Raw genomic sequence first — 20478 nt, forward strand, 5'->3', positions numbered from 1 at the left:
GACAGGACTTTACACCCTGTGGCGCATCAAGCTGGAGTCATGACGAGTACAACCCTCCGCAGTGGGGCGTGGAAACTGCTGGAGCTGGTCACGACGCCGCTGCTGCCGTCGGACTACCTGGACCTGGTCAGCCCGCTGCGTGCGGGCGGCGACCTGCGTGGGCGCATCGAGGCCGTGCACCCCGAGACGGGTGACGCCGCGACCGTCGTGATCAGACCGGGACGGGGCTGGCGCGGCCACACGGCCGGTCAGTACGTGCGGATCGGTGTCGACGTCGACGGGGTGCGCCTGTGGCGTGCCTACTCGCTCACCTCGCCGACGGACCGCCAGGACGGCCGCGTCACGATCACCGTGAAGGCGATCCCGGACGGCAAGGTCAGCAACCACCTGGTCCGCCGGGCGAAGCCGGGCACGCTGATCCAGCTCGACCAGGCGACCGGTGACTTCGTGCTGCCCGAGGCCAAGCCGGCCAAGGTGCTCTATCTGACGGCGGGCAGCGGCATCACGCCCGTGATGGGCATGCTGCGCGACACCGAGTTCGACGACGCCGTCATGGTCCACTCCGCACCGCGGCCGCACGACGTGATCTTCCGCAGCGAGCTGCACGACCTGGTCGCTGAGAAGAAGCTGCGTCTCACCGAGCTGCACACCGACACGGACGGCATGCTCGACATCAGCCGCCTCGACGAGCTGGTCCCCGACTGGGCCGAGCGCGAGACCTGGGCCTGCGGACCCGCGGGCCTGCTCGACGCCGCCGAGAAGCACTGGACCGAGCACGGCCTCAGCGAGCGCCTGCACACCGAACGCTTCCGTCCCGGCGTCGTCGTGGCCGACGACGGGGGCGGCGGCGCGGTCACGTTCAGTACCACCGGCAGGACCGTCGACGCGGACGGCGTCACGCCGCTGCTGGACGTCGGCGAGGAAGCCGGCGTGCTCATGCCGTCCGGGTGCCGTATGGGCATCTGCTTCGGCTGCGTCACACCGCTCAAGGCGGGCGCCGTCCGCGACCTGCGCACCGGCGAGATCACCGAGGCCGAGCCGGGCGTCCTCATCCAGACCTGTGTGTCCGCCGCGGCGGGCCCCTGCGACATCGAACGGTAGGAGCACCTTGACCGCCATCGACCCCACCGCCCACCTGACCGCGGAGCAGATCGAGGAACTCGGTCGCGAGCTGGACGCGATCCGCGACGAGGTGATCGCCAGCCGTGGTGAGAAGGACGCCGCCTACATCCGCAAGGTCATCTCGGCGCAGCGCAAGCTGGAGCTGGTCAGCCGGGGTGTGCTGCTGTTCTCGATCTTCCCGCCCGCGTGGCTGATCGGCACCGCCGGTCTGTCCGTGGCGAAGATCATGGACAACATGGAGATCGGCCACAACATCCTGCACGGCCAGTGGGACTGGATGCGGGACCCGAAGATCCACTCCACCACCTGGGAGTGGGACCACGTGTCGCCGTCCGAGCAGTGGAAGCACTCGCACAACGAGCTGCACCACACGTACACGAACGTGATCGGCAAGGACAACGACCTCGGCTACGGCATCATGCGCGTCGACGAGGACCAGCGGTGGTACCCGTTCCACCTCGGCCAGCCGCTGTGGAACTTCATCAACGCCTGCTTCTTCGAGTACGGCATCGCCGCGTACGACCTGGAGCTCGGCAAGAACCTGCACAAGCGCCGCCGCAAGGACCCGGAGTTCCGCGCGCGGGCCAGGGCCGTGGGCCGCAAGATCCGCAAGCAGGTACTCAAGGACTACGTGATCCACCCGCTGCTGTCGGGCCCCTCGTTCCTCCCCACGCTCGCCGCCACGTTCACCGCGAACCTGGTCCGCAACATCTGGTCCCACTCGGTGATCATGTGCGGGCACTTCCCCGAGGGCGTGCAGGTCTTCGAACGCCGGTCGATCAAGGGCGAGACGCGCGGCCAGTGGTACCTGCGCCAGATGATGGGCTCGGCGAACATCAGCGGCAGCAAGGCCATGCACTTCATGACGGGCAACCTCTCGCACCAGATCGAGCACCACCTGTTCCCGGACCTGCCGAGCAACCGGTACGCCGAGGTCGCGGTGAAGGTGCGCGCGCTGTTCGAGAAGTACGAGCTGGAGTACGTCACCGGGCCGCTGCCCAAGCAGGTGTTCTCCGCGTGGCGCAAGGTCTTCCGGCTCTCGCTGCCGAACAGGAAGCCCAGGGTCAGGACGCCGGACCGCGAGCAGGAGCTCATCGCGGCCTGATCCCGGTACCGGTTCGGATCATTCGTCCGTACCGGCAGGACCGCATGCCTTTTGGGGGATCCGTCACGGACGGTGGGCGCCCTCGACGACGGACGTCACCGCCGTCGAGTTCGGCCGCTGCGGAGGCGACGCGACCTCGGCGTGCGCTCCTGAATCGCCCCAGGCGACAGGTGGCCGCGCCGGGACCGCCGTCCCTCCCGCTTCCCAGGCCGTGAGCACGGGCTCGTGCTCACGGCCGAGCAGGTTGTCGTCGACGTGCGTACCCCGGGCGAATACACCTCCGGCCACCTGCCCGGCGCCGACAACGTCCCCCGGCCGGTACCCGCACCCCCTGGGCCATGGACAGGCAGGTCCGCCGCTTCGCCGGATCTCTCGTCCTGACCGGCTGACACCCCCGAGGCCAGGGCCGAACGCACATCACGTCACACGCGCCTGCCTCCGGCCATCATCCGGTGCGGCCGCCCCGGCAGCCAGCTCGATCTTCGCGCGGTGGCCACACGGGGTTCCCACTCACCATCCCGGCACCGCTCACGCCGGTCGTGCGGCGCAGCCTCGTCGGAGTGCACCGCCAGGAACACGCCCCTAGGACCGCGTCGCCGCCCCGCACTCCTCCTCCGAGGACCCGGCGCTCCCGACGGGCACACTGCGGTCGTACGGGTCCACCTCTGTGCCGGTCTCGTCCGTCCGGCGGTCCGAGCCGAAGGGCGGGGTGAAGTAGCCCGTGGCGGCGCCACAGCCGCCGTTGGTCACGTCGTACTTGTACGAGACGATCGAGAACGTGCCCGGCTTCGTGATCACCTTGTCAGGATCGTCCCAGTTCAGGACCAGTTCGCGCCGGACGATCGTGCGGACGATCTCGTCGTCGCCGCTCGGGTGTGCGCGGGTGACCGGATAGACGAAGGTGACGTCGGCGGTCACCTGGAGCGCGCCGCGTTCCCCCTCCCGGTAGCTGAGCCTGCCCCTGGTCTTCACGACGTCGCCGACCAGGCGGGTCCGGGAGGACTGGAAACGGCTGAAGAGGAAGAGGGGGTCGTTCTCCTCGCTCGGGGACCGGAAAGCGGTGTCCAGAAAGTCTTGGACGTCCTTCTGGTGCGCGTTGATCAGCGCGATGGCCGCCTTGGGGCGCTCGCCCCTCAAGACACCCCGGTCCAGGCTGGATTCGACGAGGAAGTCGCGGCTGCGGGCGAGGGCCCGTTCGACCTCGGCCGCGCTCATCCAGCCGACCGCCTTTGCCTTGGGCACGGTGATCCCCGCCGACCCGCTCGCCCAGGCCGCCGCCGGCGAACCACGGAACGGCTTGTCCATGGTGGGGCGTTGAGCCGCCTCCGTCGGGGGTGCCTGAGTCGGGCGGGCGCTCTCGGCCGCCTCCGGCGAGGAGTCGGCATCGTCGCCGCCGAACAGGTCCACTGTCCGCCCCGGGGCGAGCGCCACGACGAGCAGCACCAACGAGGCCAGCAGTCCGACCACGTACCAGCGTGTGCGTCGCTCGGGTTGCGCGGGCGTGTGGGTGCGCCAGCCCTCCGGCTGCCGCGAAGGCTCCGCACGCAGCCGATTCGCCACGTCACGGGCCCGCGCCGAGGGCTCCTTGGGCGAGTCGGCGACACCCGCCACCGACTCGCGCAGGAACTGGTCCCACTCCTCGTCGGACCTGGACGAGCCGTCCGGCTCTCTCCCCGCTCCCATCCCCCGCCCCCTGGCTTTCGCAGACCGCGCGCCCGCCCCCTGGGACGCGCCCGCATAATGACACAGAGCTCTGGCAGCCGGGCCGGCCGGGCGGACGGTGTGACCGCGCCGTTTTTCTCAAGTCGCCCCATAGGGCGCGTCAATGGGCGGGGCGCAGGCCGAACGGCTGAACTCTTCCGCAGACACCGAACGCCTCGTCACCGCCGGTACGGGGGACGAAGCCGGACAGCGTCAAACCGCGTCCGGACGTGACCGGCGAGCCACGGCGTGGCCGTTCGCCGTCTCCCCCGCCCTACAGACCGGCGGAAGGAGGCTTCGGACTGGGGAAGTTCGGCGCTGCGCTCGGGAAGGGGCCGGACGTCCGCTGCATCACCCGATCCAGGTCACGGCGTATGCGTTCGGCTTCACCACGCACTTGGGCGGGAATGTCGCCACGCTCGTCGACGAGGCGGCTGAAGATGGGGGTGTCCTGGAACACAGCGGGATCTGCTCTCTGACGGGCTTTCCGGGCGACGGTGCGAGGCCGGTGCGGTGGTACACAACTACGAGCGAGGCCGATAACGGGCCACACCCCCACACCCTACGGCGGGACACTGACAGCGCGGCGCCCGCAGCCCTCCAGCCGCCGTCAGCCGTCCGGCTCCCCCTCTTCCTTCCGGCCCTACCGGTCCCATCGACCGCCGTGCCCTGTCGTCAGATCCCCTTCACCCGCGTCCCGTACAACCCTCGACCCCCAGTCGGAGTCGCACTTGCCGAGCAGCAGCTCGCACGATCGACTCGAAAGGCACCGCCCATGTCCCGAGCTCCCCGCACCACCCGACGCAGGATCAGCAGCGTCCTCCTGTCCTTACCCCTGGCCGCCTCGGTGGTGCTGACCGGCTCCGGGCCGGCGTCTGCCGCCCCTGCCTCCGTCCCGGCCGCGGAGGACTTCAACGGGGACGGTTACGCCGATCTGGTCGTCGGCGCGCCGAGCGCGACCGTGTCGGGCAAGAAGCAAGCCGGGTACGTGGCCGTGGTGTACGGCTCGGTGAACGGACTGTCGACGGCGACGAAGAAGATCGTCAGCCGTTCGACCGCCGGGGTCCCGGGGGCCGCCCTCGCGCGACAGTCCTTCGGCGCCACGTTCGCCAGGGCCGACCTGGACCGTGACGGCTACGGCGACCTCGTGATCGCGGGCGGCAAGGAGGGGTCGGTGATCCTCTGGGGTTCGGCGTCCGGCCTGACCGGCGGTACGGGCATCGCGTACGGGGCCTCGCCCCAGGCCGGTGACTTCGACGGCGACGGCACGACCGATCTGGCACTGTTCTCCGCGCAGCGGGTGAGCGGTGACGACCCGTCGGGCGCCCCGGCCGCGCTGTGGAAGGGGCCGATCAGGCGGGACGGCAGGCCCACCGCCGTACTGCCGCTCCTGGACAGGTCCCTGTGGTGGGGCTGGTCCGAGGAGGACGACTCCTGCGAGACCGGCGGCGGCTGCGAGAACGGCCCCGCGTCGATCACCGGTCCGGTGGTCTCCGGCGAGGTCGCCGACGTCAACGGCGACGGCCGCGACGACATCCTCCAGACCGCCTACCGCGGCGACGGGAACTGGGGGAACCGTCTGCTCCTCGGCGGCGGAGCGACAGGCTTCACCAAGCAGGAGACGTCCGAGATCAATCTCGGAGAGGCCATCGGAGCCGGGGACGTGAACGGCGACGGCTACGACGACGTGGTGTCCGGCTGGGGCGCTGGGAAGGCCCACATCACCTACGGCTCGGCGGCCGGGCTCACTCCCGGGAACACCCATGCCTTCACCCAGGACCTGCCGGGCTTCCCCGGCGCCGACGAAGAGGGCGATCACCTCGGCTCCGCCGTCTCCATCGCCGATGTCACGGGGGACGGTTACGCGGATGTCGCGCTCGGCATCATGGGCGAGGACGTCGGGAGCGTCGTCGACGCCGGGTCGGTCGCCCTGCTGCACGGCAGTGCCGCGGGGCTCACCGGCACGGGGGCGCAGGTCTTCCACCAGAACACCGCGGGTGTCCCCGGAGTGGCCGAGGAGAACGACCGGTTCGGCGCCACGACCGCCCTGCTCGACGTCGACGGCGACGGTCACCGGGACCTGGCCGCCGCGTCGACTGCGGAGAACGCCTCCAGCGGAGCCGTCTGGCTGCTGCGCGGCACGGGGTCCGGTCTGACCACCAAGTCGGCCCTGGCCTTCGGCCCGAAGGATCTGTCGGCCCCCTCCACGAACGCCCTGTTCGGCAGCTTCCTGCGCTGATCGCCGACGCCACACTGGCAGGGTCGGGCCGCCCGGAGCGAGAGCACCGGGCGGCCCGGCCCTGCCCCCTCGGCGCGTGCACGCCGAAGCGACTGGGGCCGCCTACAGGGAGCCCCTCCGCTCCTCGGCCGTGAGGCGGCGGAGTGTCCGAAACCCGTACAGAGCCAGCAGCGGTTTACCCATCGTCCACTCGCCGAGGCGGTAGTCCTCCGCTCGTACGAGCCTCGCAGCGAGATCGGGGCGCTGCCGCCGCAAGTACGCGCGGGCCTTGAGCGCGTGAGCCGGTTGGGAGACGATCTTGATGCGGTCGACGTCCTCGAGCAGCGGGATCACGTTCGTGATGTTCTCCCATGTCGTGGTGCTCCGGCCCTCGAGAAGGACGGTGCCGTCGAACCCCAGCACCGACTGTGCGTAGTCGGCCATCAGCTCCGCCTCAGCGGCGGAGCTGCCGGTCGCACCGCCGCTGAAGATCACGACGGTGGCTCGCCCGCCGTCAGCGGCGACGGAGCGGATTCCGGCACGAACGCGCCAGCGGTTGATGGGGTTCACCGTCGGTCCTGGGTTCCGGTAGCCCAGGACGACCACGGCCTCTGTGCCGCTCCCACTCTGCCCTGTGCTCCCCACCAGGGTGCGGGACCAGCGCCAGTTCAACCATTCGCCCCAGACCAGGGCCGCAACTCCAGCTGTCACCAGTCCTGTTCCACGTCTCATGCGGCGACTGTAGAACGGCGCGACGGACACCCCCAGATGAACACCGGCCGCCGGCCCGCCCGTACCGCCGACGCTTCAGCCGTCCGAGGTGGCGAGGCTGTTGACCGTGCCCCGGACGGTCGGACGGCGGTACAGCTCCCGCATCCTCAGCGACGGCAGGCCCTGTGCGCGCATGACGGCCGCGATACGGACCGCGAACAGGGAGTTGCCGCCCAGTTCGAAGAAGTCGTCGTCCGGGCCGACGGGCGTGCCGAGCACCTCGCCCCAGATCTGTCGCAGCCGGCGGGTGAGGTCGTCCTCGGCCGTGACGGGCTCGGCCCCCCGGTCGGGCGCGGCGGGCGTCGTGGGGGTGGGGAGTCGGGCCGTGTCGAGTTTGCCGTTGGCCGTCAGCGGCAGCGTGTCCAGGGCGGTGACCGTGCTGGGGAGCATGTAGTCGGGGAGAATGCCCGCGGCCCGCTTGCGGAGCGTCGCCGGATCTCCGGCCGAGAGAACGACGTAGGCGTCGATCCTGGCGGTGGCCGCGTCGTCCGGGTCGTCGCGCCGCACCACCACGGCCGCCGCCCGGACGTCCAGTTCTTCCAGCAGCACCGAGCGGATCTCGTCCAGCTCGATCCGGAAGCCGCGGATCTTGACCTGGCTGTCGAGGCGGCCTAGGTGTTCGAGGCGGCCGTCCGGGCGCAGGCGCCCGAGGTCGCCGCTGCGGTACATGGTGCCGCCGGTGTACGGGTCCGGGACGAAGCGCCGGGCCGTCAGTTCTTCCTGGCCGAGGTAGCCGAGCGCGACCCCGGCGCCGCCGACGCAGATCTCCCCCGCCACTCCGGGCGGCTGGAGTCGTCCGGCCGGGTCGGTCACGTACAGGTGCCAGCCGGGCAGTGCCCGGCCCACGGAGCGGGTGGCGGCGAGTGCCAGTCGCCGGGTGACGGTCTGCTCGGTGACGTGGACCGTCGTCTCCGTGATGCCGAACATGTTCACCGTCCGGCAGACCGACTCGGGGTGCCGGTCGAGCCAGGGCAGCAGCATGCGCGCGTCCAGCGGCTCGCCACCGAAGACGACCATGCGGACCGGGACCCGGGTGTGGTCGACGTCCAGCAGTTGGGCGAAGGCGGACGGGGTCTGGCTGAGCACCGTGACGTTCTCGGCCACGAGCAGATCGCGGAAGAGGTCGGGTTCGCGGGAGAGGAAGTACGGCACCACGACCAGCCGTCCGCCGGTCAGCAGGCACCCCCAGATCTCCCACACCGAGAAGTCGAAGGCGCCGGAGTGGAACCAGGTCCAGACGTCGTCGGCGCCGAAGCCGTACTCCTCGCGGGTCGCGTCGATCAGGGCGATCACGTTGCGGTGCGGCACCTCCACACCCTTGGGGCGGCCGGTGGAGCCGGAGGTGTAGATGACATAGGCGGCGGTGTCGGGCCCGGCCCCCTTCGGTGAGGCCGGGGCGACGGCGAACTGCCGCGCGGTGTCCAGCAGTTCGTCCGGCGTGACCGGATCGCAGCCCTCGACGTCCGGGAATTCCGGTAGCCGGGTGACCATCACCCGCAGCCCCGCGTCCCGTGCCGTATGGGCGATGCGGTCCGCCGGGTAGGCCGGGTCGACGGGAACGTAGGTCGCGCCCGCCTTCAGGACGGCGAGCAGGGTGACGACGAGTTCGGCGGTGCGTTCCAGACAGACGCCCACGCGGTCGCCGGCCGTGACGCCGCGCTCGTGCAGGCCGTCGGCCAGCCGGGTCGACCGCTCGTCCAGGTCGCCGTAGGTGAGACCGACCGCTCCTTCGGTCACGGCGATGCGCTCCGGTGTCGCCCCCGCGATCCGCGCGAACGCCTCGGGCACGGTGACCGGCGTGGTGACCAGCGCGCGAGTCGGGCGGCCGAGTGCCGCCACACGGACGCGTTCGGCCTCGTCGAGCAGGTCGACGTCGTCGACCGGGGTCCCCGGGGCGGTGAGGATCATCCGGTGCACCCGGGCCAGGTACCGGGCGAACTGCACGGCGATCTCGCTGGACACGTGACCACCGGAGTGGTCGCAGCGCAACCTCCAGCCGTCGGCGTCCCTGAAGACCGACAGGGTCAGCGGGAACGGCGGTGCGAGGCAGGGCACGTACGCGCCGCGGAGTTCGGCAGTGTCGAAGAGCAGCCCGGCGAGGACGGGTCCGTCCGCGGACACGGGCTTCAGCTCACCGAGCGTGGCGGCCTCCGGCACCGTGAACGCGCCGTGGTCGGTGCCGATGACCGGGGCCGTCTCCGGGTCGTGCCGACGCAGGGTCACCGCGAGGGCGGCGAGCCAGCTTGCCTCGTCACCGCCGTCGTCGAGGGCGACGAGGTGCGGGAGGGCGGGGCCCTCGTCGGCCAGGCCCCAGGCGGGCGGGGGCGCCGTGGTGCGTGCGGGCACCGCCCCGGGTGGGAGTGCCGGGGCGGCGGAACGGCCCCCTTCCCGGCCGACGGCCCCGTCGGTCCCCCGGCACCCGTCGGTCTCCAGCGACTCGCCGGATTCCCGGGACCCGCCAGTCCCCCGGGGCCCGTCAGACCCGAAGGACCCGCCCGCCCCCCGTTCCGCGGGCTCACCGGCGGCCAGCAGCCCGAGAGCGGCGCGGTCCCACTGGTCCCGCGCGGCCACCACCACCAGATCGCAGGCGCCATCCGCGTACCGCAGCAGCACCCGGCGCAGTCCCGCGGTCGGGCGGGCGAGTTCGGCGGCCCGGCGGCGTTCGGCGAGCGGGTCAGCCGCCGGCACGGGCACATCCTCGGTCCACAGACCGGGAGGGGCCGACGGAAACGGCGAGCGGTCGAAGCGGACACGGACCGCGTGACAGCGGGCCGCGAGGGGGAAGGTGCCTGACACGGTCGTACTCCTTGTGAGCGCGGGGAGTTGAGAGGGCCGGGGCGCCGAAGGTGCCCGGGAGGTCGTTCGGGACGGGCGGGGCGGGGCGCGCGTCTCAGCGGATGCTGAAGCCGCCGTCCACGGTCAGGACCGAGCCGGTGATCTGGCGGGACTCGTCCGAGGCGAGGAAGACCACCGCGGCGGCGACGTCCTCGGGCTCGATCAGCGCGTTCATCGGCTGTGCCTCGACGAAGGTCTTCTCGTGTTCGTGCACCGGCACGTCGAGCGCCCTGGCGATCTCGGCGAGCATCCGGCCCTCGGCCTGCGCGTCGTCGCGCACCGACCCCGGGCACACCGCGTTCACCCGGACCTTCGTGGGCGCGTAGTCGAGCGCGGCCGCCTTGGTCAGTCCGACGACGGCGTGCTTGGCGGCGACGTACGCGGCGAAGTGCCGGTAGCCGACGAGGCCCGCGGTGGAGGCGACGTTGACGATGCTGCCGGCGCGGCGGGCGCTCATCGCCTTGCCGACCTCGCGGATCACCCGCCAGACCCCGGAGAGGTCCACGTCGATCATCAGGGACCACTCGTCCTCGCCGATCTCGTGGACCGGCTTGCCCGAGGGCGCCGCGATGCCCGCGTTGTTGACGACGACGTCGATACGGCCGAAGCGGTCCTCGGCCCGGGTCACCGCCTCCCGCACGGCCCGCAGGTCGCGGATGTCGGCCTCGGTGGTGAGGACGGCCGCGCCCGCCCGACGGCACAGGGCGGCCGTGTGCTCCAACTGCCCCGGTGTGCCCAGGGGGTAGGGCACACCGGGCAGGTCGGCGCAGATGTCCAGCAGGACGAGGTCGGCACCCTCGGTGGCACAGGCGAGGGCGGTCGCCCTGCCCAGTCCGCGGGCGGCGCCGGTGACGAGGACGGACTTGCCGTGCAGACGCATCGGGAACTCCTTGCAGAATCGGGCTGGTCGGAAGGGCCGGCGGAGCGCTACAGCACCGTCGAGACGATGAGCCGGACGAGTGCGGGCGCGGCGTCGGTGAGGTACATGTGGCCCCCGGGCACCTCGACGTGCTCGAAGTCGCGGCCGGCCACCTTGCTCCAGGACTCGGCGTCGTCGTAGCCGACCAGGTCGTCGTCCTCGCCCCGGACGACCGTCAGGGGCGCTTGCAGCGGAAGGCCGGTGGAGGGCGTGTAGTTCTCGTGCATCTCGACGTCCGCGCGCAGCGCGGGGAGGATCATCTCCCGCATCTCCGGGTCGTCCAGGGCGGGATGGTGGTAGCCGGCGAACTCGCCCACCCGGGCGAGGAATTCCTCGTCGGACAGGCCGGTGGCCCGCCGCTCGCGCCCCTGGTTCGGCTCCGGCGATCCGCTGACGAAGGCGTGCAGCAGCTCGACGCCCGGCTCGTCGACCAGCCGGTGGGCGAGTTCGTAGGCGAGTACGGCACCGAGGCTGTGTCCGAAGACGGCGACGCGCTGGCCCCTGCCGTCACCGAACACCTCCCGCAGCCCGGCCAGGAGCCCGTCGACGGCTCGGTGGACGTCCCGGTACGGCTCCTCGTCGATCAGCCGCTCACGGCCCGGCAGTTGCAGGGGCACGATCTCCAGCGTGTCCCCGGCGAGCGCCGTCCAGGGCCGGTAGAACGAGGCGCCCGCCCCGGCGTACGGCAGGCAGATCAGCTTGATCGGGTCATGCGTGGTCATGGGTACGGGTCTCTCCTCGGGAATTCCGTGCGTCGGGTGCGATGGACGGGCGGCCCGGTGAGCCGGGCGTGCCGGGGGGTCGTGAGCAGGCCGGCGAGTTCCGCCGCCTCCACGGCCACGCGCAGCGCTCCGGCGGCGCGGTCCGGTCCGGGCAGCCCCGGGCCCACGGGCATCAGGTTGAGCGTGGTGGCCCCGGCCTCGGCGAACGCCGTCATCCGCTCGGCGATGCGCTCCCGGGGTCCGAGCAGCGAGGTGGCGTCGAGGAATGCGAGGGGTACGGCGGCCATGGCGCCGGGGTAGTCGCCGGCCAGGAACCGCTCCTGGACGGCGCGGGCCCCCTCCCCGAAGCCCATGCGCTCGGCCAGCCGGGTGTAGTGGTTGTCCTCCCGTCCGCCCATGCCGCCGAGGTAGAGCGCGGCGTACCCCCGTACCCGGCGGGCGCAGGACCGCCAGTCGGGGCCGGTGACCAGAGGGACGCCGGGCGCGATGTCGAAGCCCGCGAGGGTGCGCCCCGCCTTCGCCAGGCCGGCCTTCAGGGGCACCAACTGCCGGGCGGCGTGGGCAGGGGAGAAGAACACCGGGAGCCAGCCGTCGGCGATCTCTCCGGTGAGTTCCAGGTTCTTGGGGCCCAGGGCTGCGAGGTAGACCGGTATCCGCTCGCGCGGCGGCCGGATGGTCAGGGTGAGCGCCTTGCCGGGGCCGTCCGGCAGGGGCAGCGTGAAGTGCCGGCCCGCGTGGGCGAGCGGCTCCCGGCGCAGCGCCCGGCGTACGAGGGAGACGTATTCGCGGGTGCGGCCCAGCGGCGAGGCGAACCTGACGCCGTGCCAGCCCTCGGAGACCTGTGGGCCGGACACTCCGAGCCCGAGCCTGAGCCGTCCGCCGGAGAGGGTGTCGAGGGTGGTGGCGGTCATGGCAGTCGTCGCGGGCGAGCGGGCGGGGATCTGCAGGACCGCGCTGCCGACGTCGATACGGGTGGTGCGGGCGGCGATCCAGGACATGACGGTGACGGCGTCGGAGCCGTAGGCCTCCGAGACCCATACCGCCGAGTAGCCGAGATCCTCGGCGAGGGAGGCGAGGGAGAGGTTGGAGGCGTCGTTGCCGCCGACCCAGTAGCCGAGGTTGAGGCCGAGGCGCAGGGAGGGGACGGACATGGGGGCTCCTGTGGGGGCTGACGAAGCGCGGGGTCGTGGCGTGGTCCCGGCCGCGGTCGGGGGTCGGGTCGGGGCGTGGTCTGTGCCGCGGGCGCCGTCGTGGTCGTGGTCGCCGTTCCCGGTCCGGTTCGGCGACTCGTGCGGGCTGTGGGTCGTGCGGGGCTGTGGGTCTCGCGCTGCGGGTCTGCGGGGCTGCCGGTACGTGCGGGCGCGGTCGGCGACTCGTGCGCCGCGGGGTCAGTGGTCCGTGCGGGTGCGGTAGCGCCAGGTCGACAGGGCGGCGAAGAGGGCGATGAGCAGCAGTGAGCAGCCCACGGTGTAGAGCGCGGGGTGCTGGGCGGGCCAGTCGTGCCGCACGCGGAAGCCCGGCGGGGGCGTGTTGCCGAAGAGCCGGCGCAGGGCGTCGGCGAGCGAGGTGATCGGGTTCCAGGCGGCGACCGTGGACAGCGGCCCCGGCAGGGTCGAGCCGGAGACGAATCCGGACGAGATGAACGTGGCGGGGAACAGCCAGATCAGCCCGATACTGCCGGCCACCTGGGCGTTCGGGGCGATCAGGGCGACGAACACGCCGATCCACGACATCGCGAAGGAGAACAGCAGCACCAGCAGAACCCCGGCCGCCACCTCGACGGGTCCGGTGTGCGCGCGCCAGCCCATCAGCAGGCCGCAGCCGGTGGTGACGGCGAGGCTCGCCACGCAGGTGGCGAGGTCGGAGGCGGTGCGGCCCAGCGGCAGGGCCACCCGGGAGATGGGCAGCGCGCGGAAGCGGTCGACCATCCCCTGCTCCAGGTCCCTGGAGAGTCCGACGGTGGTGAAGGTGGTGGTGAAGGCCACCGTCTGGGCGATCAGCCCGCCCATCATGTACGAGCGGTACGCCGGGCCGCCGAGGCTGTTGCCGAAGACGTAGCCGATGAGGAGGGCGTACACGACCGGTTCGACGAGGCAGGAGATGAGCAGGCCGGGGCTGCGCCGCAGATGCAGGAGGTTGCGCAGGGCGAGGTCGGTGCTCTCCGCGACGACGCGGAGCACCGGGCTCCTGCGGGCGGCTGCCGGGACGGTGCCGGGGGCGGCCGGGCCGGGGGCGCGGCCGGTCCGGTGCGGGGGCAGGGGGGTGTGCGGTACGCGGGCGGGGGCGTTCATCAGGCGGCCGTCCGGCGGGCGTGACCGGTCAGGCCGAGGAACACGTCGTCGAGGGTGCAGCGGCCGAGGCCGATCTCCAGCACCTCGACGTCCTCGCCCTCCAGGGCGGTGAGGGCGCGGGCGAGGGCGGCCCGGCCGTCGGCCGTGGCCGCCTCCACCCGCCGGGCGCGGCGGTCCACCGTCGGTGTCGTGCCGGTCGCCCGGGCGGCGGCGCGCGTCGCGGCGTCGAGCTGGTGGTCCGCGGCGACGCACATGACGAGCCGGTGGCCGGCGGACGCCTTGAGTGCGTCGCTGGTGCCCTCGGCGACGACCAGTCCCCGGTCGATCACGGTGATCCGGTCGGCGAGCCGGTCCGCTTCCTCCAGGTACTGGGTCGTCAGCAGGATGGTGGTGCCGTCCGCCGCGAGTTCGGCGACCGCCTCCCAGGTGTCCAGCCTGCTCTCGGGGTCGAGACCGGTGGTGGGCTCGTCCAGGACGACCAGGGGCGGCGAGCCGACCAGCGCGGCGGCCAGATCGAGGCGTCGGCGCATTCCGCCGGAGTACGTGCCGGCCGGGCGCCCCGCCACGTCGGCGAGCCGGAACCGGGACAGCAGATCGTCGGCCACGCGGCGGGCCGTGCGACGGCCCACACCACGCAGTTTCGCGAGGAGATACAGGTTCTCGAATCCGGTGAGCAGCCCGTCGACCGTCGAATACTGCCCGGCGAGACCGATGGTCGATCGCACCTTCTCCGGCTCCTCCACAACATTCCACCCATTCACGAGAACGGATCCGTGATCCGGTTCGAGGAGTGTCGTGAGGATCTTCACCAGCGTGGTTTTACCGGCCCCGTTCGGCCCCAGCAGGCCCCTTATCTCACCTGTCCGCACCTCCAGTTCAACACCACATAACGCGCGGTTTGTCCGATATTTCTTGTGAAGGCCCTCGATGATGACGGCCGACGTGGCTGACACATGCACGGAACCGTTCTACGCCCACCTCCAAGCCGGGTCGACCAGGGAAGCGTCAAGGTTTCTTGCCCGTTCGATGGCCATGCTTTAGGCGCACTTGAAGATTTCAGTACGGGTTCGAGAAGCAAGATCACGTACGGTTCCTGTCGTGCGAGAATTACTTACCGAGCTGACGGAACAGGCAGCGCGTAATCCGCAGCAGCCTGCCGTGACATACGTTTCAGACTTCACCGACCTCACAAGCACGGTACGCAATCGCTCCGAACTCGATCTGCATTCCCGGCGCATCGCCTCCTGGCTCCGGGAAAGATTCTCCTCAGGAGATCGCGCCCTTCTCCTCTACTCTCCCGGGATCGAATTCACCACGGCTTTCTCCGCCTGCGTGTACGCCGGGGTCATCGCCGTGCCGGCCCCCTTGCCGGGCCGCTACCGGCACGAACGCCGCCGCCTCGCCGCCATCGCGCGGGACGCCGGCGTACGGGTCGTCCTGACGCAGCGCGGCGATCTCCCGGACGTCGAGAAGTGGGTGGCCGAGGAGGGCATCCTCGGCGCGGTCTGCCACACCACCGACACCGGTGAAGGGGACCCGGACGCCTGGACCGCCCCCGAGGTGTCGCCCGACACCCTGGCACTGCTCCAGTACACCTCCGGATCGACCGGCGACCCCAAGGGCGTCATGGTCACCCACGGCAACCTGGTCGCCAACGTCGAGCGGATGGCGGCCATGTTCCGCAACGACGGCGACACCACGTACGGCGGCTGGATCCCGCTCTACCACGACATGGGCCTGATCGGTCTGATGCTGCCCGGCCTCCTGAACGGGAACGGCTACGTGCAGATGGACCCCATGTCGTTCCTGCGCCGGCCGTACCACTGGCTGCGGATGCTGGACGCCTGCGGCATCGGGTTCACCGCCGCGCCGGACTTCGGCTACGAGATGTGCGTCCGCCGTGTCACCGACGAACAGCTCGCCGCGCTCGACCTGTCCCGGGTCATGTTCTCCGACGGGTCGGAGCCGGTCCGCCACGAGGTGGTCACCGCCTTCACCGAGCGGTTCTCCGCGGCGGGGCTGCGGCCCGAAGCACTCGTCCCCGCGTACGGCCTGGCCGAGGCGACCCTGATGGTGTCGGGCACCGGCGGACGGCCCCCGCTGCGGACGACGGTCGACGCGACGGCGCTCGAGAACCGGGAGTTCAGGCCGGCCACCGGCACGCAGCCGTCCCGGACCCTCGTCGGCTGCGGGTCACCGACCGGGTCCGACGTGCTGATCGTCGACCCCGACACCGGCCGAGCCCTGCCCGAGGGCCGCGTCGGCGAGATATGGCTCAGCGGCCCCTGCGTCACCGCGGGCTACTGGAAGAACGGGCCCGTCACCGACGCCACGTTCCGGGCACACACCGACGACGGACGCGGGCCGTTCCTGCGCACCGGTGACCTCGGAGCCCTGCTCGACGACGATCTCTACATCACCGGCCGCAGCAAGGACGTCCTGGTCCTGCACGGACGCAATCTGCACCCCTCGGACATCGAATGCGAACTCCGCTCCCAGCACGAGGAGTTGGAGGGCCTGCACGGCGCCGTCTTCATGGTCGGGGACGACGGGGGAGCGGACGTCACCCCGGCGGTCGTCGTCGTCCACGAGATCCGCGCGCACTGGGGGGCCGAGCGGCTGGGGAGCATCGCCGTCGACATGAAGCAGACCGTGGTCCGGGAGTTCGGCGTCCCCGTCGCGGCGGTCGCCCTGGTCCGGCCCGGCGGCGTACGACGCACCACCAGCGGCAAGGTGCAGCGCGCGGCGATGCGCGCGCTGCATCTCGCCGGGGAGCTGGACACCCTTCACCTCCGCGAGGACCCGCTGCTCACCGACGCACTGGCCGGACAGCGGCGGCGGGTGAGCGGGCGATGATCACCACGGCCGACCTGGAGTGCCTGCTCACCGCCCACGAGGACGGCCCCTTCTCCCCGGAGACGCTCGCCGGGCTCGACGAGCGGGAGGAGTTCCCCGACGGCGCCGTCCGTGTCCTCGACTCCGCCGGACTGAGCGCCCACTACGTCCTGCCCGAGGGCGGCGACCTCGCCGAGACCGTGAGGCTGCTGCGTGCGGTCGCCCGCCGGGATCTGATCGTCGCCATCGCGCACGGCAAGACGTTCCTGGGGGCGGCACCGACATGGGTGGCCGGCCGCCCGGAGCAGGCCGCCCGGCTCGCCGAACGCGTCCGCGCCGGCGAACCGGTCTGCTGGGGCCTGACCGAACGCGACCACGGCGCGGACCTCCTGGCGGGCGAACTCACGGCGACACCGGACGAGACGGCGGGGGCCGCTGCCCTCGCCGGAACCGATGGCATCGCGAGCACAGCCACAACCACAGCCACAGCCACAGCCACAGCCACAGCCACAGCCACAACCGATCGCACCCGGCCCGATCACATCACCGGCGCACCCGGCGGCACCGAAGCCCGAGCCCCCCGTGGCTGGCTGCTCACCGGGGAGAAGTGGCTCATCAACAACGCCACCCGCGCCGGTCTCGCCTGCGTCCTCGCACGCACCGACCCGGCGGGCGGCCCACGCGGCTTCAGCCTCTTCCTGGTGGACAGAGGACAGCTCCCGGAAGGGGCCTGGCGGAACCTGCCGAAGGTCGCCACCCACGGCATCCGGGGCGCGGACATCAGCGGCTTCGCCCTGGACGGCGCCCCCGTCCCGGCCGACGCGCTCGTCGGGGAGGAGGGCGACGGGATCCCCGTGGTCCTCAAGACGCTCCAGCTCACCCGCATCGCCTGCACGGCGCTCTCGCTCGGCGCCGCCGACCACGCCCTGCGCCTGGCCCGGGACTTCGCGGCCGGACGCGAGCTGTACGGCCGCCGTCTCGCCGACGTCCCGCACGTGCGCCGGATCCTCGGCCGGGCCGCCGCCCGCGCGCTGACCGCCGAGGCGGTGAGCCTGCTCTCCGCCCGCTCGGTGCACACCCTGCCCGGGGAACTGAGCGCGATCTCCGCGATCACCAAGGCGTACGTACCGACCGTCACCCAGGAGACCCTCGGCTCGCTCGGCGAACTGCTGGGCGTACGCGGCTTCCTCACCTCTCCCCCGGGCGGCGGCTTCGCGAAGTTGGAGCGCGACCACCGCATCTGCGGCATCTTCGACGGCAGTACGGCCGTGAACCGCGCCGCTCTCCTCAACCAGATGCCGCGTCTGGCGCGCCAGTTGAGCCGCCGCAGGACCGACGGCGACGGGCTGGGCGCCGCGGCGGACCTCACCGCGCCCCTGCCCGCGTTCGACCCGTCCCGGCTGACCCTGCTGTCCGTGACGGGGTGCAGCGCCGTACAGGCCCTGCCCGACCTGGCGGCCCGCGCACGCGCTCATGCGGCACCGGGGACCGGACCGCTCATCGACCGGGTACTGGTCGAACTGACCCTCCTGGAAGCGGAGTCGGCCGACTTCGTACCGGTGACGGGCGGCCTCCCCAGCACGGCGTTCCGTCTCGCCGAGGCATACGAACGCGCCTACGCCGCGGCCGCCTGCCTGCTGCTGTGGCTGGAGAACCCATGCCTGCGCACAGGGCGGCTCGGCACGGCCGACCTGTGGCTGCGGTCCTGTCTGACCGCCCTGCTCGGGCGGGACGGCGCGGAGCCCGGAGGGAACGTCCTCGACACCCTCGCCGACGTCCTCCTCCGCATCCCCTCAGCGGAGTTCAGCCTGCTGGGAGGTTCCGCATGACCACCACGACGGGCCTCGCCCCCAAGCGCGCCGACGAACTGGAGCACCTGCTCGGCCCGCTCGCCGACCCGGCCCATCCCACCGGTGCGCGAGCCGTGCTCGCCGCCGACGAACGCGCCGAGACGCTCACCGCCGGGGAGTCCCTGCTGCACTCCTACGGACTGAACGCCGAGTTCGTCCCACCCGAGCTGGGCGGACGCCTGGAACGGGCCGACCACCTGGCCGAGGTCATGCGCGCGCTCTACCGCCGCGACCCCGCGCTGGGCCTCGGTTACGGCGCCGGCTCGCTCATCGCCGGGGTCACCGTGTGGACGGCCGGCGACGAACGGCAGCGTGAGCACGCCGCCCGGCTGCTGCTGAACGGCCGGCGTGTCGCCGTCGCGTTCCACGAACTGGCGCACGGCAACGACATGGCGGGCACGGAGTTCACCGCGACCACCGCGGGCGACGGCTCGCTGCGGCTCAGCGGCCGCAAGGAGGTCGTCACCAACATCCGGCGCGCCGAGGCCATGGTCGTGCTAGCCCGCACCGATCCCCGGCCGGGTCCGCGCAGCCACTCCCTGGTGCTCGTCGACCGGGCGGGCGCCGACCGGGCGCGCCTGACCGACCTGCCGCGCTTCGCCACCGTGGGGATGCGGGGAGTCCAGCTCGGCGGCCTGGTCTTCGACGACCTGCCCGTGCCCGCCACGGCGGTCCTCGGCCCGGCCGGTTCCGGCCTGGAGACCGCGCTCAAGGCCCTGCAGATCACCCGCACGGTCCTGCCCACGATGGCCACCGGCATCCTCGACACCGGACTGCGCATCGCCGTCGACCATCTGACGGGGCGCCGGCTGTACGGCGGTGCCGCGACCGACATCCCGCACGTCCGCTCGGAGCTGGCCGGTGTCTTCGCCGACCTGCTGCGGGCCGAGGCGCTGGGCGCGGTCGGCGCCCGTGCGCTGCACCTGGTGCCCCGTGCGGCGAGCGTGTACGCCTCGGCGGTCAAGTTCGAGGTGTCCCGGCTGCTCCTGGCGGCCATGGACCGGCTCGCGGACCTCCTCGGCGCCCACTTCTACCTGCGTGAGGGGCCGACCGCGCTGTTCCAGAAGCTGCTGCGGGACCTCGCCCCCGTCGGCTTCGGGCACATCGCCCGCGCCGCCTGCCAGATGAGCCTGCTGCCCCAGCTGCCACTGCTGGCCCGCCGTACCTGGGCGGGCCCCGGCTCCGAACCGCCCGACGGCCTGTTCGCCCTCGCGGAGGCCCTGCCGCCCCTGCGCTACGACCTGCTGGCCCTGCACGCCGCGGGCCGGGACCCCGTCGCCGGCTCCCTGCACGCCCTGGCCGACACGTCCTGGGAGGCGGGGCACGCCGATCTGCGCACGGCGGTCGGTGACGACCGCACCGACCTCGCCGACCTGGCCGCCGTGTGCGAGGGGCTGTCGCCGGTCGAACTCGGCGTCGACGCCCGCCCCGAGACCTACGACCTCGTCACCCGGTACGTGCGTCTGCTGACCCGGACCGTCTGCGTCCAGGTCTGGCGGCACGCTCCCTCGGGTGACTTCCTGGCCGACCCGGCCTGGCTGAGAGCTGTCCTGCACCGGTCCGCGTCCGGCCCGTACGGGCCCGGCCCGCTGCCGGCCCCGGTCGAGGGAGCGCTCCTCGCGGAGCTCCTGGACCGCCGGGACACCGGCCGCTCCTTCGGTCTGACCGGAAGGCCGCTCGCCCTCTGACGACGGCCGGCCCGCTCGCACCCGGTCCGGCCGAGGTGCCGTAGGCCGTGGAGGGCCGCGCCCGCCCAGGGCGGGCGCCCCCTCGTCCGCTGCGCCCTCCTTTCACCCCCACCCACCTGCCCAGAAAGAGATTCCTCTCATGACCGCTGGCAACCGCGACGTGCACACCTGGCTGACCGCGCGTGTGGCGACGTACCTGCGTCGTTCGCCGCAGGACATCGACACGTCCCTGCCGCTGGCCGAGTACGGTCTGGACTCCCTCACGGCGCTGGCCATCACCGCCGACATCGAGGACGAGTTCGAGGTCACCGTCGACGACGCGCTGACCTGGGACCACCCCACGGTCGACGCGTTGAGCGCGGCCCTGTCCGAGCTGGTGGGCGAGCGGCCGGCGGCGGGCACGAGCGAGAAGCAGGTCTGA

General features: G+C 72.2%; 16 protein-coding genes. 8 read left to right on the top strand and 8 right to left on the bottom strand.

Going from position 1 to position 20478, the window contains the following annotated elements; all coding sequences use genetic code 11:
* Positions 1 to 39: 39 nt before the first annotated feature.
* The 3 genes from SCAB_RS01440 (at position 40) to SCAB_RS46830 (ending at position 2608) form a co-directional block, all read left to right on the top strand.
* Positions 40 to 1101, top strand: a complete 1062-nt coding sequence (locus SCAB_RS01440) for a ferredoxin reductase (RefSeq protein ID WP_037724788.1) — start codon at positions 40 to 42, stop codon at positions 1099 to 1101.
* 7 nt (positions 1102 to 1108) lie between these two features.
* Positions 1109 to 2227, top strand: a complete 1119-nt coding sequence (locus tag SCAB_RS01445) for a fatty acid desaturase family protein (RefSeq protein ID WP_012998263.1) — start codon at positions 1109 to 1111, stop codon at positions 2225 to 2227.
* 255 nt (positions 2228 to 2482) lie between these two features.
* Entirely contained in the window at positions 2483 to 2608 is a 126-nt protein-coding gene (locus SCAB_RS46830; RefSeq protein ID WP_247246963.1) for a hypothetical protein, read from the top strand.
* A 201-nt stretch (positions 2609 to 2809) separates the two neighbouring features.
* Here SCAB_RS46830 and SCAB_RS01450 read toward each other — a convergent pair whose 3' ends face one another.
* Positions 2810 to 3910 carry a hypothetical protein gene (locus SCAB_RS01450; RefSeq protein WP_012998265.1) on the bottom strand — a complete coding sequence of 367 codons (1101 nt, stop codon included), beginning with the start codon at positions 3908 to 3910 and terminating at the stop codon, positions 2810 to 2812.
* 793 nt (positions 3911 to 4703) lie between these two features.
* Between SCAB_RS01450 and SCAB_RS01455 the strand changes: the two genes are divergently transcribed.
* Entirely contained in the window at positions 4704 to 6167 is a 1464-nt protein-coding gene (locus SCAB_RS01455) for an FG-GAP-like repeat-containing protein (protein ID WP_012998266.1), read from the top strand.
* A gap of 102 nt (positions 6168 to 6269) precedes the next feature.
* Here the strand turns inward: SCAB_RS01455 and SCAB_RS01460 are convergent, their stop codons facing one another.
* The 7 genes from SCAB_RS01460 to SCAB_RS01490 all read right to left on the bottom strand — a co-directional run bounded on the left by SCAB_RS01460 (position 6270) and on the right by SCAB_RS01490 (position 14643).
* Positions 6270 to 6878: a YdcF family protein gene (locus SCAB_RS01460; RefSeq protein ID WP_012998267.1), complete on the bottom strand. Its 609-nt coding sequence runs from the start codon at positions 6876 to 6878 to the stop codon at positions 6270 to 6272.
* A gap of 75 nt (positions 6879 to 6953) precedes the next feature.
* Positions 6954 to 9263 carry a non-ribosomal peptide synthetase gene (locus SCAB_RS01465; protein ID WP_012998268.1) on the bottom strand — a complete coding sequence of 770 codons (2310 nt, stop codon included), beginning with the start codon at positions 9261 to 9263 and terminating at the stop codon, positions 6954 to 6956.
* A gap of 544 nt (positions 9264 to 9807) precedes the next feature.
* On the bottom strand, positions 9808 to 10632 hold the full coding sequence (locus SCAB_RS01470; protein WP_012998269.1) for an SDR family oxidoreductase: 825 nt from the start codon (positions 10630 to 10632) through the stop codon (positions 9808 to 9810).
* A 47-nt stretch (positions 10633 to 10679) separates the two neighbouring features.
* Complete coding sequence (locus tag SCAB_RS01475) at positions 10680 to 11393, bottom strand: thioesterase II family protein (protein ID WP_012998270.1); 714 nt, start codon at positions 11391 to 11393, stop codon at positions 10680 to 10682.
* A complete protein-coding gene (locus tag SCAB_RS01480) occupies positions 11390 to 12544 on the bottom strand; it encodes an LLM class F420-dependent oxidoreductase (protein WP_012998271.1) in 1155 nt (384 codons plus the stop codon). Before SCAB_RS01480 ends, SCAB_RS01475 begins: the two co-directional genes overlap by 4 nt.
* A 237-nt stretch (positions 12545 to 12781) precedes the next feature.
* On the bottom strand, positions 12782 to 13684 hold the full coding sequence (locus tag SCAB_RS01485; RefSeq protein ID WP_012998272.1) for an ABC transporter permease: 903 nt from the start codon (positions 13682 to 13684) through the stop codon (positions 12782 to 12784).
* Positions 13684 to 14643, bottom strand: a complete 960-nt coding sequence (locus tag SCAB_RS01490; RefSeq protein ID WP_012998273.1) for an ABC transporter ATP-binding protein — start codon at positions 14641 to 14643, stop codon at positions 13684 to 13686. The genes SCAB_RS01485 and SCAB_RS01490 overlap by 1 nt, the downstream gene beginning before the upstream one ends.
* Positions 14644 to 14782: 139 nt before the next feature.
* Here SCAB_RS01490 and SCAB_RS01495 point away from each other — a divergent pair, with 139 nt between their 5' ends.
* From SCAB_RS01495 to SCAB_RS01510, 4 genes are all read left to right on the top strand, one after another.
* A complete protein-coding gene (locus tag SCAB_RS01495; protein ID WP_078580025.1) occupies positions 14783 to 16540 on the top strand; it encodes a fatty acyl-AMP ligase in 1758 nt (585 codons plus the stop codon).
* Positions 16537 to 18348, top strand: a complete 1812-nt coding sequence (locus SCAB_RS01500) for an acyl-CoA dehydrogenase family protein (RefSeq protein ID WP_012998275.1) — start codon at positions 16537 to 16539, stop codon at positions 18346 to 18348. The genes SCAB_RS01495 and SCAB_RS01500 overlap by 4 nt, the downstream gene beginning before the upstream one ends.
* Positions 18345 to 20057 carry an acyl-CoA dehydrogenase gene (locus tag SCAB_RS01505; protein ID WP_012998276.1) on the top strand — a complete coding sequence of 571 codons (1713 nt, stop codon included), beginning with the start codon at positions 18345 to 18347 and terminating at the stop codon, positions 20055 to 20057. The genes SCAB_RS01500 and SCAB_RS01505 overlap by 4 nt, the downstream gene beginning before the upstream one ends.
* A 139-nt stretch (positions 20058 to 20196) precedes the next feature.
* The gene (locus tag SCAB_RS01510; protein WP_012998277.1) at positions 20197 to 20478 is read left to right on the top strand and encodes an acyl carrier protein; all 282 of its coding nucleotides are present in this window, start codon (positions 20197 to 20199) and stop codon (positions 20476 to 20478) included.

Source organism: Streptomyces scabiei 87.22 (assembly GCF_000091305.1).
In the GTDB taxonomy this organism is placed as follows: domain Bacteria; phylum Actinomycetota; class Actinomycetes; order Streptomycetales; family Streptomycetaceae; genus Streptomyces; species Streptomyces scabiei.